The 15,471-nt window shown below is 72.2% G+C and carries 13 protein-coding genes; 5 read left to right on the forward strand and 8 right to left on the reverse strand.

Annotated features, from left to right (window positions below; translation table 11 throughout):
* Positions 1–41 precede the first annotated feature (41 nt).
* Positions 42–1,022, forward strand: a complete 981-nt coding sequence (gene mvaD, locus ACMGFG_RS11700) for a phosphomevalonate decarboxylase MvaD (protein WP_436930509.1) — start codon at positions 42–44, stop codon at positions 1,020–1,022.
* Between the two features lie 6 nt (positions 1,023–1,028).
* Here the strand turns inward: mvaD and ACMGFG_RS11705 are convergent, their stop codons facing one another.
* The 3 genes from ACMGFG_RS11705 to ACMGFG_RS11715 all read right to left on the reverse strand — a co-directional run bounded on the left by ACMGFG_RS11705 (position 1,029) and on the right by ACMGFG_RS11715 (position 3,480).
* On the reverse strand, positions 1,029–1,970 hold the full coding sequence (locus tag ACMGFG_RS11705) for a universal stress protein (protein ID WP_436930510.1): 942 nt from the start codon (positions 1,968–1,970) through the stop codon (positions 1,029–1,031).
* 91 nt (positions 1,971–2,061) lie between these two features.
* Positions 2,062–2,487, reverse strand: coding sequence for a hypothetical protein (locus ACMGFG_RS11710; RefSeq protein WP_436930511.1), 426 nt, complete (start codon positions 2,485–2,487; stop codon positions 2,062–2,064).
* A gap of 96 nt (positions 2,488–2,583) precedes the next feature.
* Complete coding sequence (locus ACMGFG_RS11715; protein ID WP_436930512.1) at positions 2,584–3,480, reverse strand: universal stress protein; 897 nt, start codon at positions 3,478–3,480, stop codon at positions 2,584–2,586.
* A 170-nt stretch (positions 3,481–3,650) separates the two neighbouring features.
* On the opposite strand from ACMGFG_RS11715, the gene ACMGFG_RS11720 reads away from it, so the two are divergent.
* Positions 3,651–4,880 carry an NAD(P)/FAD-dependent oxidoreductase gene (locus ACMGFG_RS11720; protein ID WP_436930513.1) on the forward strand — a complete coding sequence of 410 codons (1,230 nt, stop codon included), beginning with the start codon at positions 3,651–3,653 and terminating at the stop codon, positions 4,878–4,880.
* Here the strand turns inward: ACMGFG_RS11720 and ACMGFG_RS11725 are convergent, their stop codons facing one another.
* Both ACMGFG_RS11725 and ACMGFG_RS11730 read right to left on the reverse strand, forming a co-directional pair.
* Positions 4,881–5,909: a chemotaxis protein CheW gene (locus ACMGFG_RS11725; RefSeq protein ID WP_436930514.1), complete on the reverse strand. Its 1,029-nt coding sequence runs from the start codon at positions 5,907–5,909 to the stop codon at positions 4,881–4,883.
* Positions 5,906–6,802 carry a ParA family protein gene (locus tag ACMGFG_RS11730; RefSeq protein ID WP_436930515.1) on the reverse strand — a complete coding sequence of 299 codons (897 nt, stop codon included), beginning with the start codon at positions 6,800–6,802 and terminating at the stop codon, positions 5,906–5,908. The genes ACMGFG_RS11725 and ACMGFG_RS11730 overlap by 4 nt, the downstream gene beginning before the upstream one ends.
* A gap of 229 nt (positions 6,803–7,031) precedes the next feature.
* Between ACMGFG_RS11730 and ACMGFG_RS11735 the strand changes: the two genes are divergently transcribed.
* Positions 7,032–7,556, forward strand: a complete 525-nt coding sequence (locus ACMGFG_RS11735) for a FlaD/FlaE family flagellar protein (RefSeq protein WP_436930516.1) — start codon at positions 7,032–7,034, stop codon at positions 7,554–7,556.
* 46 nt (positions 7,557–7,602) lie between these two features.
* Here the strand turns inward: ACMGFG_RS11735 and ACMGFG_RS11740 are convergent, their stop codons facing one another.
* Both ACMGFG_RS11740 and ACMGFG_RS11745 read right to left on the reverse strand, forming a co-directional pair.
* Entirely contained in the window at positions 7,603–8,385 is a 783-nt protein-coding gene (locus tag ACMGFG_RS11740; protein ID WP_436930517.1) for a TrmB family transcriptional regulator, read from the reverse strand.
* Positions 8,378–12,220, reverse strand: a complete 3,843-nt coding sequence (locus tag ACMGFG_RS11745) for an MMPL family transporter (RefSeq protein WP_436930518.1) — start codon at positions 12,218–12,220, stop codon at positions 8,378–8,380. The genes ACMGFG_RS11740 and ACMGFG_RS11745 overlap by 8 nt, the downstream gene beginning before the upstream one ends.
* Positions 12,221–12,566: 346 nt before the next feature.
* Here ACMGFG_RS11745 and ACMGFG_RS11750 point away from each other — a divergent pair, with 346 nt between their 5' ends.
* A complete protein-coding gene (locus ACMGFG_RS11750) occupies positions 12,567–13,601 on the forward strand; it encodes an actin-like salactin (RefSeq protein WP_436930519.1) in 1,035 nt (344 codons plus the stop codon).
* Positions 13,602–13,610: 9 nt separating this feature from the next.
* Here ACMGFG_RS11750 and ACMGFG_RS11755 read toward each other — a convergent pair whose 3' ends face one another.
* A complete protein-coding gene (locus tag ACMGFG_RS11755) occupies positions 13,611–13,820 on the reverse strand; it encodes a hypothetical protein (protein WP_436930520.1) in 210 nt (69 codons plus the stop codon).
* Positions 13,821–13,999: 179 nt separating this feature from the next.
* Between ACMGFG_RS11755 and ACMGFG_RS11760 the strand changes: the two genes are divergently transcribed.
* The gene (locus ACMGFG_RS11760) at positions 14,000–15,343 is read left to right on the forward strand and encodes a hypothetical protein (RefSeq protein ID WP_436930521.1); all 1,344 of its coding nucleotides are present in this window, start codon (positions 14,000–14,002) and stop codon (positions 15,341–15,343) included.
* Positions 15,344–15,471: the final 128 nt, after the last annotated feature.

Raw genomic sequence — 15,471 nt, forward strand, 5'->3', positions numbered from 1 at the left:
CGAGACGCAACTGCAAAGTACGGACCCGCGGAGTTGCGGGTATGAAGGCGACCGCGAAGGCCCACCCGATCCAGGGGCTGGTCAAGTACCACGGGATGCGCGACGAGGAGCTGCGACACCCGTACCACGACTCCATCAGCCTCTGTACCGCGCCGAGTCACACGAAGACGACCGCCGAGTTCGACCCCGCGCTCGACGGAGACGAGTACGTCGTCGACGGCGACCCCGTCGAGGGGAAAGGCGCCGACCGCATCCGCACGGTCGTCGACGAGGTCCGCGACCGGGCCGGGGTCGGCCACCGCGTCCGCTTCGTCTCGGAGAACTCCTTCCCGACGAACATCGGCTTCGGCTCCTCGGCCTCCGGGTTCGCAGCGGCCGCGATGGCCCTCTCGGAGGCCGCGGGCCTGGACCTGACCCGACCGGAGGTCTCAGCCATCGCCCGCCGTGGCTCGGCCTCGGCCGCCCGCGCGGTCACGGGCGCCTACTCGCACCTGCGCACCGGGACCGACGACGAGGACTGCCGCTCCGAGCGCATCGACGTGGCCGACGAACTGGAGGAGGACGTGCGCGTCGTCGCCGGGATGGTCCCCAGCTACAAGGAGACCGACTCCGCCCACGCCGAGGCCGCCGAGAGCCACATGTTCGAGGGCCGGATGGCCCACATCCACGGCCAGATCGCGAAGATGCGCGGGGAGCTCCGGGACGGCGACTTCGACGACGCCTTCGAGCGGGCCGAACACGACTCGCTGTCGCTCGCGGCGACGACGATGACCGGCCCCTCCGGGTGGGTCTACTGGCAGCCGCGCACCATCGAGATCTTCAACACCGTCCGCGAGCTGCGCGCCGAGGAGGACCTCCCCGTCTACTTCTCCGTCGACACCGGCGCGAGCGTCTACGTCAACACCACGGCCGAACACGTCGGCCGCGTCGAGGAGGCCGTCGCCGGCTGCGGCGTCGACACCCGCGTCTGGGAGGTCGGCGGCCCCGCCGAGGTCCTCGACGAGAACGAGGCGCTGTTCTGAGCGGTCTCATTCCCCGTCGTCTTCGGGCCGCACGGACAGCACGGGGACGGAAACGTTGCGGATCAGCCGCTCGGTCGTGCTCCCCAGTAGCACGCGTTCCAGGCCGGAGTGGCCGTGGGTGCCCATCGCCACGAAGTCGACGGGCCCGTCGTCGACGTAGTCGACCAGCATCGACCCGGGCGACCCCTCGCCGACCTCGGTGACGGCGTCGAGCCCCGCCTCGCGTGCCCGCTCGGCGACGCGCTCCGTCGCCTCCTCGCCCTGCTCGACGAGCGGTTCGAGCAGGTCGCCGCTGGCGGGCGCGCCCGCGGCCGGACCGCCGAGGGTGGGATCCCCGCCGCCGGCCAGCGCGCCCACGTCAACGACGGTGACCGCGTGGACGGTCGCGTCGAAGGCGTCGGCGACGGCGAGCCCGTGGTCGACCGCCGCCTCGGCCGCGTCGCTGCCGTCCGTGGGGACGAGCACGTCGTCGTAATCGATGGCCGGTTCGTCACCGGCCGCCGTGCCATCGGTCACGGACTCGCCCCCGTTCTCCCTGACCGTGACGACCGGGACCGGCGACTCGCGGACGACCTGCGCGCTCGTGCTCCCGGTGAGCACGCGGTCGATGGCCGAGCGCCCGTGGGTCCCCAGGACCACCAGGTCGTGGTCGGCCGCCCGGTCGAAGATGGTCTCCGCCGGATCGCCCTCGACGACGGTCGTCTCCACCGTCTGTTCGCCGGCCCGCTCGGCTACGGAGGCGACCGACCGCTGCGCTTCGGTCTCCACCCGGTCGTGGTACTCCTCGTCGACGCTGCCGGCGTCGAACGGGCCCGCGGCTTCGTCCAGGTCGACGACGCCGAGCACCTCCACGGACGCGTCGAACGCGTCCGCCAGCGCGAGCGCGTGGGTCGCGGCCAGGCCGGCCGTCGGACTCCCGTCGGTGGGCGCGAGGATCGATTCGTACATTCGACCGGTTGGGCCGCGAGCCGTTTCAATGACAGGTCGACCGGCGGAGCGGCGGCTCGACCGGAGTCGTCCCGGGACTATCGACCGCGGCTCAGACCGCGTCGCCGTCGAGACTGCTCGTCAGTTGCTGGTGGGTCTCGAGGCCGGTGTCGAACCGCTGGAGGATCTGCGACTGGTGGTCCGGGCAGGCGGTGACGACGACCATCCCGTCGTCGACGGCGACCATCGGGTGGGTCGTGTCGTAGCGGGCGTTCCGGCAGGCGGGGCAGGCCACGCCGCCGGCCGGGTAGTGGTCGAGCACGCGGGCGGCGTCCTCGGTCGTCAGGCCGCAGATCGTCGAGAATCGGTCGAGGTGCGTCTCGCAGCCCCGGACCGGGATCGTGAGGTGGTCGAGCAGCAGGAAGGAGACGGTCCGGTCGCTCTCGTCGTCGATCACCGACTGGCAGGCCTCGCAGCCGACGGCGGGCCGGTCGCCGCGTCCGCTCGGTCCCGACGGCGGGCGCTCCTGGTCCGGCATCGATCCGACCTGAGAGGTCCAGACGGGTAAGTGGTCGGGTGCCGGAACCGGTCCGGCGCGGCGACCGGCGGTCGCCGCAGGGGCGACCCCGACCGGTCACTCCCCGGTCTCGGGGCTGTCGGGGTGGACGGCCAGCACCGGCACGGGCGAGCGGGAGACGACCCGCTCGGTCGTGCTCCCCAGCAGGACGCGGTCGAGCCCGGTCCGGCCGTGGGTCCCCATCGCCACGAGGTCGACCCCCGCCTCGTCGACGTAGTCGAGCAGGTCGGCCGCGGGGAACCCCTCCTCGACGGCCGTCACCGCGTCGATCCCCTCCGCGCGGGCGCGCTCGGCGACGCTCTCGACCGCGGCCTCGCCGGCCTCGGTGAGCCGCTCCAGTTGGCGGGTCGGCGGCTCGACGCCCGTCCTGGTCGCCATCGATCCCAGGTCGACGATGTGGACCGCGTGGACGGTCGCGTCGAAGGCGTCGGCGACGGCGAGCCCGTGGTCGACCGCCGCCTCGGCCGCGTCGCTGCCGTCCGTGGGGACGAGCACGTCGTCGTAGTCGGTGACCGGGTCGGCGTCGGTCTCGCGGGCGGTCAGGACCGGCCGGGCCGCGTGCCGGAGGACGTACCGCGCGACGCTCCCGAAGACGAGCCGCGAGAGGCCGCGCCGGCCGTGAGTCCCCATCGCGACCGCGTCGAACTCGCCCTCGCCGGCGTAGTCGACGATGGCCTTCGCGGGGTCGCCGGGGACGATCTCCGTCTCGACCGATACGCGGTCGCCGGCCAGCGCCGCCGTGTCTTCGACCGCCGACTCGGCCTCGCGCTCGACGCGCTCGCGGAACTCCCCGGAGACGCCGCCCGCGTTGAACGGTCCCGCCGCTCGGTTCAGGTCCGCGACGCCGAGCACCGTCACGGTCGCGTCGAACGCCGCCGCCAGCGAGACGGCGTGGCGGGCCGCGCGCTCGGCGTGCGCGCTGCCGTCGGTCGGCACCAGGATCGTCTCGTACATACCCGACGGTTCGCCCGCCTGGTATTTGAATCCGGCCCGCGGTTCCCGCCGCGCGGGGACGGCCCGCGGTTCGTGCCCCCTCGACCGACCGCGTCGGGGGTCGCCGTCAGTGGACGGGGCCTCGAACCGCCCGTCAGTGGGCTTTTCTCGATTCGGCCCGCAGTCCCGGCATGCGCGTCGCCGTCTTCGGCGCCGGATACGCCGGCCTGACCCTCGCCCGCGAGCTCGAATCGTCGCTCCCCGAGGCGGCGGACCTCGTCGTCGTCGACGAGGACGCCAGCCACCTCGTCCAGCACGAACTCCACCGCGTCGTCCGCCGACCGGACCTGGCCGGGGAGATCCTCGTCGACCTCGCGGACGTGCTCGACCGCGCGACCGTCCGCGAGGCGACCGTCACCGACGTCGACACCGAGGCGGGCGTCGCCACGCTCGACGGCGGTGCCGGTTCGACCGAGTCCACCGAACTCGCCTACGACGTGGGCGCGGTCTGTCTCGGCGCCGAGACCAACTACTACGACCTGCCCGGCGTCGAGGCCCACGCCACGCCGCTCAAGCGCCTGGCCGACGCCGAGACAGTGCGCGCGGACTTCCTCGACGCCGTCGACGCCGGGACGGCCGACGACCCCGCCCGCGTCGTCGTCGGCGGCGCGGGCCTGTCGGGCGTGCAGGTCGCCGGCGAACTTGCCGCGCTCGCCCGCGAGGAGGGCGCCCGCGACGCTGTCGAGGTGGTCCTCCTCGAACAGGAGGCGACCGTCGCGCCGAACTTCCCCGGGACCTTCCAGCGGGCGGTCCGCGAGGAACTGGAGGCCCGCGACGTGCGCGTGGAGACGAACCGCGCCGTCGAGAGCGCCGACGACGAGGCCATCGCGTTCGCCGACGGCTCGACCGAGCACTACGGCCAGTTCGTCTGGACGGGCGGGATCCGCGGTCCGGACGCCCTCCGCGGCGAGCGTCCGGTCGTCCGCGGGGACCTGCGCTACCGCGACGGCACGTTCGTCGTCGGCGACGCCGGCCGGGTCGTCGACACCGACGGCGAGGCCGTCCCCGCCAGCGCCCAGGCGGCCATCCGCGAGGCCCGCGTCGCCGCCGACAACGTCACCCGCCTCGTCGACCACGAACTCGCCGGCGAGGGCGGCTTCGAGCCCCGCCTCGACGGCTACCGCTTCGACTCGCTGGGCTGGCTCGTCAGTATCGGCGACGGCGCCGTCGCGCAGGTCGGCCCGACGGTCCTCCGCGGCCGCTCGGCGAAGGCGCTGAAGACGACGGTCGGCGCCGGCTACCTCTCCAGCGTCGGCGCCGTCGAGAACGCGGCCGACCTCGTCCGGGAGGCGGTCGGGTGGCCCGAGGGAGCGGAAGGGGACGGAGAACCGGACGAACTCCCGGTCGACGACGACCGCTGATCAACCGGCCACTTCGTCGAGGTCGAGTTCGGGCGTCGTCCAGATGACGAACTCGCCGTCGCGGTCGACGACGCCGTTGATGTGGTCCTGGTCGACCGGGGAGTCGTTGACATCCTCCTCGGTGATCGGCGTCACCTGGTTCACGTCGTCGACGACCCAGCCGACGGCGCCCTGGTCGTCGAACGCCTCCGGGTCGAAGACGACGATGAGGTCCTTGCTGCCCGCCTGGTCGATGTCGAGCAGCACCTTCGGGTCGAGGATGGTCGTGATCTGCCCGCGCAGGTCGACGACCCCCTCGACGCACTCGGGGGTGTTTGGCACCCTGGTCACCGTCTCGCGCTTGACGATCTCCTCGACGTACTCGATGTCGAGGCAGTACTGCTCGTCGCCCAGCGCGAACTCCAGCACGCGGGTCTGCTCGCCGGTGTCGGCCTCCGCAGCCGCGGCCCGGCCCGCCGCGCCGATACCCATCTCGGCGGCCTCGGAGCCGTCGCCGCCGTCGCTCGACCCGGAGTCCGCCGACTCCAGGCCGGCCTGGCGGGCCATCTCCTCGACGTCCACGTCCACATCGCCCACATCGGCGCCGGGGATGTGCATCGTGTCGTCGCTCTCGTCGGCCGACTCGCCGCCGCTCCCGCCGACCACGTCCTCGTTCACTTGCAGGTTCGCGACGGCCTCGGCGGCCTCCTCGGCCGACGGTCCGGTCGCGGTTTCCGACGGCTCGTCGCCCGTCGCAGACTCGGACTGCTCGTCGTCGGCCGCGGACTCCGCCGAGTGGTCGTCCACTGAATCCGCGCCAGGGTCGTCGTCGGCCGCCGCTGCGTCGTCCGCCGCGTCCGCCGCTCCATCGGCTGTCGCGTCGTCGGAACCGTCGACTGGGGAGTCGTCCGATTGGTCGGCGTCCGCGTCGGTCGTGTCGCCCCGCGTTTCGTCGTCCGTGTCGTCCTGTGCCTCGTCCGTCGGCCGGGATCCCTCGCGCATCTCGCGGATGCGGCGAGCCCGGTCCATGCGTTCGTCGTCGTCAGTCATGCTGGTGCCTCCGCGTAGCCGAACTGCCGGTCCAGATCCGCCGCGATATCGAGGAACACGTCGGCCATGTCGACCGACGGGTCGTAGGCGAAGATGGACTCGCCCGCCGAGAACGCCCGCTGGAGCGCCACGCGCTTGCGCACCTCCCAGACGGGGTCGTCGGCGAACACCGCCTCGAACCACTCCAGCATCGTCTCGTCCTCGCCTGTGGTCTCGACGCGGTTGGCGACGACGCCCAGGGTATCGACCGTGATCCCCGTCTGGCTCTCCAGCGCGGTCATCTGGTCGATGAGCAGCTCGATGGCCCGCTCCGAGGTCGCCTCCGTCAGCGCCGGGACGAGGATGTTCCGCGCCGCGTAGATGCCGGTGTCCGTGAGCTTGCCGTAGAACGGCGGCGAGTCGACGACTACGTAGTCGTAGTCGTCCTCGACGCCCCCGAGCGCGTCGTCGAGCGTGTCCAGGGCGTGCCCGCCCGAGACGGTGTCGGGCGTGACGTTGACCGCCAGCGCCGACAGCGCCGCGGGGTCGATGTCCACGTCGCCATCGGTCGCGCGGGCCACGAGGTCGGCGATGGTCAGCTCGCGCTCGGCCTGGAGCATGTCGATGTTGCTCGGGACCACGTCCATCTCGGGGTGCTCGACCACGAGGTCGGCCAGCCGGTCGCGCTGACTGCCGTCGGTCAGCACGTCGAACAGCGTCGGCGGCGCCGCGTCGTACTCCTCGAGCAGCCCCAGCCCCTCGGTCGCGTTGCCCTGCGGGTCCAGGTCGACGAACAGCACGTCGCGGCCGCGCTCGGAGAGCGCCCCCGCGACGTTGATCGCGACGGTCGTCTTGCCGGTCCCGCCCTTCGCGTTGGTCACGCAGATGCGCGCCGGTCCGGTCGTTGTCGCCACGTTGTCCCGCAGTCGACGCTACCACCTCAAAAAGGTACGCGCCGGGCTATCAAACGTTGAAATCGGCCGACTGCGGGCGGGCCCGGGAGGGGGCAACGACCGGTCGACCGGACCGGATCGCCAGCCCGCGGCCGGCCGCGAGCGCGCCGAACGCCCGGGAGACGGCGTCTGACGGGCGTCCGACCGTGTGGAAGATTTATCAGGACGGGGCGGGATAGAACCAGTATCGATGACGATCAACCCCCGCGACTACGACCTGAACGAGCTGCGCGAGATGGCGCGCAAGCGCGACGACCTCGACGACCCGCGGCCGGGCGACGACCGGCCCGAGGACCCCCGGCCCGACGACGCCGGCGAGGAGTGGGGCCCGCTCGACGAGGTCGGCGACGCGAGCATGTCCGCGGGTGACTCCTTCCGCGCAGGGCTGTACCGCGAGCTGCTCCCGCTGGTCGGCAGCCAGGGGGACATGGAGAAGCCGTACCTCCGCGGGGTGCCCGACACCTACGCCGCCGAGTTCGTCGTCTTCGAGTGGCTGGAGTTCCTGCTGATGCACGCCGGCTACAAGGGCGCCGCCGACGCCCTGGGATACTACGAGTCGATCGACTGGATCACCGAAGACGTGGCCGGCCAGCTCAACGACTACCTCCTGGGGATCGACGAGACCGGCTCGAACGACGGCAACGACCTGGACGTGGACGACCACATGCTCAGCCTCGTCTACGTCGCGAAGCTCGCCGGGATGCAGCAGGACTGACGGCGCGCCGCACGACTCGACCGGCCGGTCGCGGGGGTGACCGGCGCTACAGTTCTATCTCGGTGTCGTCGACGATGTGCCCGCGCAGCAGCTCCAGCAGGACCGTCGCGATGCCCGTGTCGGCGCTCCAGATGGCGGTCTCCGCGCGGACGCCCGGCAGTTCCTCGCCGCCGAGGACGCTGAGCAGGACGGTGTCCCCGTCGACGGCGAGCAGCCGCCCGGCCGCGTCGTCGGTCGGGTCGTCCGGGAACGGCGCGAGCGTCACCGCGGAGTCGGCGAACGCCTCGACGAGCTCGGGGTCGTCGACGCGGGCGCTACAGACCCACACGTCGGTCGCTTCGGCCCGCTCGCGCAGCGCCGCCGCGATCCCCTCGTCCAGCAGCTCCGGCCCGCTGGCGTAGAGGACCGTCTCCTCGGCGTCGGCGACGATCTGGCGGACCCGCGAGGCGACGTTGTCGCGGCCGTGGACCGTCCAGACGCCCTCCTGGTGTTCGTCCTCGTGGTCGGCGCCCCGCCGGACTTCTTCGAGGTACTCGAAGGCGCGGTCCTGCTCCCGTTCGAAGCGCTCGGCGAGCGTCTCGCGGGCCTCGGCGAGCGGGACCGCGCGGTACTGGATCGGGCTGGACTGCTGGACCTCGACGAGCCCCCGCTCCTCCAGGTTCTCGGCGGCGCCGTACACCTGCGAGCGGGGCACGTCGGTCATCCGGTCCACGTCCCGGGCGGTCCCGGTCCCGAGGCGTTCGAGGGCGACGAACACCGCCGCCTCGTACTTCGAGAGCCCGAGCCGCTGGAGCGCCTCGACGGCCTCCGCTTCGCCGCCGTCAGTCATCGTCACCCCCGGTCCGTCGATCGCCCGCCCGCGGGTCGGCCCGCGAGTCGCTCGCGTCCGCGCCGTCCGCGCTCGATCCGTCCGCCGGTCCGTCGCTCGCGTCCGGTCGGTCGCTCGCGCGTTCGTCCAGCCACCCGTGATAGACGCGCTCGAACGCCTCGGGCGAGAGCCGCCCGGCCGCGAGGTGCCGGCCCGCGTCGGAGAGGTCCCGCTCGTCGACGCCGTCGCCGGCCAGGATCGCGCCGGCCACGTCCGTCGTGACGGGCGCGGCGTCCGGCCCGGCCACCGGGACGACGTGGTCGGGCAGGAGCAACTCGCCGTCGAAGGCGACGGCGTCGCCGTCGGCCAGTCCCTCCGGCACCGCGAGCGTGTACTCGACCTCCGCGCGCCGGGCGTCCTCGGCGTCGAACTCCCAGACGGCGTACACCCGCCCGTCGGCGGCGACCCGCTCGACGGGGTCGGGCGCGACGCGGTCGAGCGTGACCGTCCCGACCGACGGCGCCTCCCGGAGGACGACCCGGCCCGAGGCGGACGGCAGCGTGACCGTCACGCGGGCGGTCCCGCCCGGGGAGACCCGCGTCGGCTCCACGGAACGGGTCGCGTAGGGCACCGCCTCGCCGTTCGTCCCAGTGCTCGCGGCGGGAGCGGCCGCCGCGGCAGCGGTCTTCGTGGTGGCGGTTGCCGACGCCGCCGAATCGGTGCCCGCCGCGACGCCGTCGCCGGCTCCGCCCGGGGCGTCGGCCGCCGGGGACTGCCCGTTCGTGCTCCCGGACAGCGGGTCCGCCGCCGGGGCGTCGCCGTCCGGTCCCCGCCCGTCGTCGCCCCCGTCGGGGTCGAAGGCGCCGGCCGGGCCGAGGTGACGGCTCCAGACCGCCAGCAGGCTCGGCAGGACGAACACGCTCGCGAGGAACGCGTAGACGATGGTCAGGCCGGTGATGAAGCCGAACTGCTGGAGCGGCGGCAGGATAGCGAAGACGAGGACGCCGAAGCCGCCGACGGTCGTCGCCGCCGACCCCAGCAAGGCGCCGCCGGTCCCGGTGACGGCGGTGTGCATCGCCTCGCTGGCCGATCCCTGCCGATCCAGTTCGAGGCTGAACCGCTCGCTCAGGTGGATGCTGTAGGCCACCCCGAGCCCGATGGTCAGGCTCGTGATCATCCCGGTCAGCACGTTGAAGGGGATATCGAGCAGGTACATCGTCCCGAGGATCCACGAGACGTTGAACACGACCGGCAGCAGCGTCACCAGCCCCAGGGTCGCCGACCCCTCCGCGACGCGGTAGACGACCATCAGGAAGACGAAGGAGACGACCAGGGTGATGACCAGGCTCTCGACGACCGTGCTGAGCAGGTCCGACTGGACGATCTCGTTGACGATGGGGCGACCGGTCGCGGTGACGGTCACGTCGCCGCCGGCGACGGCCGACTCGACGGCGTCCATCTGCGTGGTGACCGCCGACCCCGCGGCGCCGCCGCGCAGCGACGCGGTGAGTCGCAGGGCCGCGTACTCGCCGCCGTCGCGCTCGATGTACTGGCGGGCCTGGTCGGGCGCGGCGTCGTAGAGCGCGTCGTAGACGCCGGCGACGTTGCGGTCGGGGACGCCGTCGCCGTCGGTGTCGCTCGCGGCGAGCGTCGCGTTGAACGTCTCGTTGGTCGCCGCGACCGACTCCATCACCGTCAGCGGACTGCGTACGTCCGCCTCGCCGTTCGAGAGTTCGACGGTCACGCCCTTCTCGGCGGCGAGGTCGCCCGCTCTGTCGACCCGCTGGAGCGCGTCGGCGGTCGCCACGTCGCCCTCGAAGAGGAACTCCGCCGTGGCGTCCTCCCGCAGGAAGTTCTCGTTGACGTACTCGAAGGTCGCCCGCATCGTGTACTCGCCGGGCTGCATCGCCGCCGGCAGCTCGTCCATCCACTCCGGCGGCTCCTCGGCGATGAAGTCCTTCTGCTGGAAGGCCGTGTCGACGCCGGTCGCGCCGTAGGCGCCGCCCGCGCTGATCAGCAGCGTGAGGAGGATGACCGCCCAGGGCGCCCGGTCGGCGGCGGTCGCGCCGACGCCGAGCAGGCGACCGAACGCGCCGCCGCCGGTGCCGAACGCCCGCTTGCGCCGGTCGACGCCCCGGCCTTCGAGGAACGCGTCGAGTTCGACCTTGATCGCGGGGATCAGCGCGCCGAAGACGACGAGCGCGCCGACGATCCCGACCGCGCTGACGACGCCGAACTCCCGGATGGGGCCGACGGGACTGGTGAGGTTCGAGAGGAAGCCGATGACCGTCGTCGCGGTCACCAGCACCAGCGCCGTGCCGACGCCGGCCAGCGCCGTCCGCATCGAACCCGCGACCGCCGCGGGGCCGCCGCTGTCGCCCTCCGTGCCACGCTCTTCCCGGTGACGCATGAACACGTGGATCGCGTAGTCGATGGAGAGCCCGATCAGCAGGACGGGGATGGCGACGAACAGCTGGTTGAAGGCGACCCCCATCCAGCCCATGTAGCCGAAGGTGACCAGCAGGGTCAGCGCCAGCCCGAAGACGCCCAGCAGGATGTCCAGCGGGTCGCGGTAGGCGACGGTCAGCACCACGAGGACGAACAGGAGCGCGAACGGCCCGACGACCGTCAGGCTGTCCTGCATCGACCGGTTGGTCTCGTCGGCGATGATGCCCGCGCCGAAGACCATCGCGTCGGCGCTCAGCTCCCCGTGGGCGAGGTCCTGGATCGCCGTCTGCGAGTCCTGGATGCGCTCGCTCGCCGACCCCTGGGCGACCTCGGACTCGGTGGTCTGCGTGACGACGACCACCGTCGCCGACGCGCTCGTCGACCCGGGGTCGTAGCTCGTCGGCATCAGCGCGAACGCCCGGCTCCCGCTGCCCTCGCTCAGTACCCGCTCGACGGTCCCCTCGACCGCCGAGGCGTTCATCGACGCCAGCTGGTCGATCTGCTCGGCCAGCGGCGGGGTCGAGCCGTTCTCCGCGCGCTCCCGGAGCGCGTCACGGTCTTCCTGCAGCGCCGCGGCTCGCTCCTGCAGCGCGCTGGCGTCCGGCGCCAGCACGCGCTCGATCCCGGCGTACACGTCGCCGAACTCCGCCTCGATCTCCCCGGCGCGCTGGCGGTAGGTCGACTCGTCGATCTCCCCCTGCGCGTAGGAGGCGTTCAGCGAGGCCAGCCGCGACTGGAGCGTCCGCGCCTGCGAGGTCAGGTCCGCGAACGTCGCCGTCTGGTTCGCCGAGAGCCCGGCGGTCGCGTCGGTCCGGACGGCGGTCAGGTTCCGCTCGATGGCCGCCGACCGCTGGCGGTAGGTCGCGTCGTCGACCTCGCCGGCCGCGTGCGAGCGGTTGAGTTCGACGTACCGCTGCTGGAGCGCTCGCGTCCGGTTCAGGGCGTCGCTCAGCTCCGCCCCCGTCTCGTCGAGCCGCTCCCGTTCGGCTGCCAGTGCGCGGCCGCGCTCAGAGAGGTTCTCGGCCTGTTCCTCCCGGATCGCCGCGGTCGCGACGACGTTCGCGATCCCGGTCGGCGACTGGGAGTCGTCAAGCGTCCGGTTTATGGCGGCGTCCTCGCGGAGCGCCCGCTCGAAACGCAGCTGGTCGAGCAGCGACTCCCTGTCGAGGACGTTGTCCTCGCGGACGATCACCTGGACGGTCGTCGTGTTGCCGCCCGCCCCGAAGTTCGAGTCGACGTACTCGAGCTTCTCGGCCTCCTCGGAACTCGTCTCGAACTGCGACAGCGACGCCGAGTCCTCGACCTGGGCCGCGCCGGCGCCGACCGCGCCGACGGCGACGAGCAGCGCCACGACGACCAGCCGCCGGTGGGCGACGATGGCCCCCGCCACGTCGTCCATCCCGGCCATCAGCGATCCCTCCGCCCGTCCTCCGCGCTGTATTCTCTCATCACGACAACTCTGTTGTTAGTATCCTACTAACGGTCCGGCTTAAGAGCATCGAAGCGGTCGCTGGAGGGTCGGGCGGCGGCGGGGCAGTCGATACCGGCGGTCGAACGGCGGCATGTCGGTCGGTCCCGGCGGTCGAGCGGCGACGGGGGAGCTGGCACCGGCGTCCAGTTCGGTCGGCTCGGCCGGCGAGTTCGCTGTCCCCTAATTTCCGGCCCGGAAGTGCCTAATTTCCGCGGGGGACGACGTTCGCAGAAACGATAATTTCCGGGGTACATTTATCCGGGGTGGCGGTAAAGCCGGGGGCATGAGCGACGACGACCCGGTGCCCATCGGCGTGAAACTCGGCAGTACCCGCACGGTGATCGCCTATCCCGACGACGACGGCGAGATCGAGACGATACGGACGCTGACCTGCCTGGCGACCTACGAGGACGCGCTCACCGGCGAGGAGCGGGTCCTCTACGGCGAGGAGGCCGCCACGGAGTACCCCGACGAGGTCCAGTTCATGCTCCGCTCGGGTCTGCCGGAGGACGAGGAGCGCGCGGAGCTGACCAAGACGTTCTTCGAGGAGGTCATCGACGCCAACGACGTGCCCGCGAACAGCGGCGTCGTCTACGCCATCCCGACCATCGACAACCCCGAGGGCCTCGAGAACCTCGAAGGCGTGATCGAGAACTCCTCCATCGGCGAGGCGCTCGTCGAGAGCTACCCCGAATCGCTGTGCGGGTCGATCCCCGCCCGCGGCGACGACCTCGAAGCGATCGAGGAGATCTTCGTCGCCGTCAACATGGGGTCGACGAACCTCGAAGCCTCGGGCTACCGCCGCGGCGAGCAGCTCGCGCCGTTCACCACGGGCGCCGTCACCGGCAACGAGGTCGACCGGATGATCGCCAACTACGTCGAGGAGGAGACCCAGGGCCGGGTCAACATCGACACCCAGACTGCCCGCGAGTACAAGGAGGAACACGCGGACTTCGAGAGCTTCGAGCCGTTCACGGACATCATCCAGCAACCCGGCGGCGGCTCCCACGAGTTCACCATCGAACGGTCGGTGATGGACGCCTGCAACGAGTACCTCGACGACGCCGTCGAGGAGTTCTGCAACACCTTCCTCCCGGAGCTGGCCAACGACTACATGAAGGTCTACCAGCTGGCGCTGGACAACCGGATCGTCCTCACCGGCGGCATGGCCTGCATCCCCGGCATCGTCTCCGAGTTCGAGGAGCGGGTCAGCGAGGAACTCGACCGCGAGGTCGAGGCCGTCGCCGCCGACCATCCCGACATCTCGCCGTCGCTGGGCGCCCAGCGCATCGCCGGGCGGCTCGTCGACAACCTCTGAGCCGCGGGGCTACGCCCCTGCCCAGCACTCGACCCAGGCGACGAACCCGCGGGTCGCCGCGTCGAGCTCATCGTCCGCCGACTGGACTGCCCGGGAGTTCAGCGCACTCGTGCCCGTTCGCTCGTTCGCGCCCGTCCGTTCCTCCGCGTCCGACCGACCGCCCGTACCCGTGCCGTCGCCCGCCAGTTCCGCGGGCAACTGTATCGTGAATCGAGCCATCCACGGCTCCGTTTCGTGAGATCCCACGTAAACCTCAGTCAGACGCCCGTCTGCCGCCGACCACGCCCGAGCGACGACCCGCCCGCGACGGTCCGTCCCGTTCGAGACCGCCACGCATCCGGCCGCTTCTCGGCACGCGACCCTAGCCACTCATTACGCCCGGGCCTGTACCCCACGGCATGGCCCCAATTATCAGCGAAGATACCGTCGAGGGCGTCGACGAGGCGACCCTCAGGGGGACGGGGCGTGGGGGACTGCTGTCGGACGGGTACCTGCGGGAAGCGCCGATGGCGTCGTATCTCGACGAGGGAGAACGGCCCGTTATGGTGCGATCGAACGGGAAGAAGGGGGTAGTCCGGAGCGAGGTCGGCAGCGAGGAGCGCGAGCGGACCGCACCCGGCGAGGGGTACCGCGCGTTCGCGCTGGCGACGGACACTCGGCTGCACTTTCTCGTCGGTGATACCGGCGGCGGGGACTGGTCGGCGAGCGTCCCGCTGGCCGACGTGGAGGTCGTCGAGCACAGCGACGGCGTCCTCGCCGGGGAGTTCGTCGTCACGACGACCGCGGACGTGGAGTGGTACTTCCCGAGTCGCTCGGGGCTCGAACCGATGGTCGAGTACCTCGACGCTGCGTCGCTGTCGTGGATCGCGATCGAGGAGCGGCTGGACGACGCCCGTGCGGCGGTCGCCGAGGCTGACCGGCTGACGGGGGCCCGGCGGTACGACGACGCGATGGCGGCCGTCCGCAACGCGATGGCCGAGACCGACGCCGCCCACCGGGCCGAGCGCGAGCTCCACGCGGACGGCGTCGCCGCCGCGGCCGAGCGGATCGAGCGCGTCGAGTCGCGGATCGGCGAGGCGCGCCTCGCCGTGCTGGAGGGGCGGGCGGCCCACGCGATCGACCGCGCCGAGAGCGCGTGGCGCGACGGCGAGTACGAGCGCGCCCACGACGCCTACGGCCGCGCCCACGGCGATTACGAGGAGGCCCTGGCGGCGGCCGACGGGGGAGTCGCCGAGCGGCTCCGGACGAAGCTCGACCGCGTCGAGCGAAACGTCGCCGCGCTCGAACGCGCGCCGGTGGAGTCGGCCGAACAGGCCCGCGAGCGGGCCGACGAGACCGACGACCGCCGCGAGCGCGCCGACCGGCTGGAGTTCGCGCTCGAACGCTACCGGACCGCGCTCACACTCGACTGGGGGCGGTCGGACCGCCGGTTCGAGGGCGACACCGAGCGGATCCGCGAGGCCGTCGACACCGTCGCGGGGCAGCTCGTCGAGACGCGCCGGGAGTACGCGACCCGGCGCGTCCGCGCGGGCGACGACCACCGCGAGGAGGGGCGGACCGCCCGGGCGGCCGCCTGCTACCGCGACGCCCACGACGCGCTCGCCGACACGATCCCGACGGCCCGCGAGCTGGTCCCCGAGGCGCTCGACGCGCTGACCGACCGCCGCGACGCGGTCGCGGACCGCCTGCGTCGCCTCGACACGGGCGACGACTGGACCCCGGTCCCCAGCGGTTCGCACTGACCAGCCGGGAACTCTCGCTGTTCTCGGCTCTCTCGCCGTTCTCCCCGCTCTCGCCGTCCTCCCTGCTCTCACCCGGGCGGAGCCGTGGGTATCGCTCGCGATACGCGGGAACGTAACTATTTATAGTG

It is taken from the genome of Halosimplex halobium (genome assembly GCF_051414055.1).
Taxonomy (GTDB): domain Archaea; phylum Halobacteriota; class Halobacteria; order Halobacteriales; family Haloarculaceae; genus Halosimplex; species Halosimplex halobium.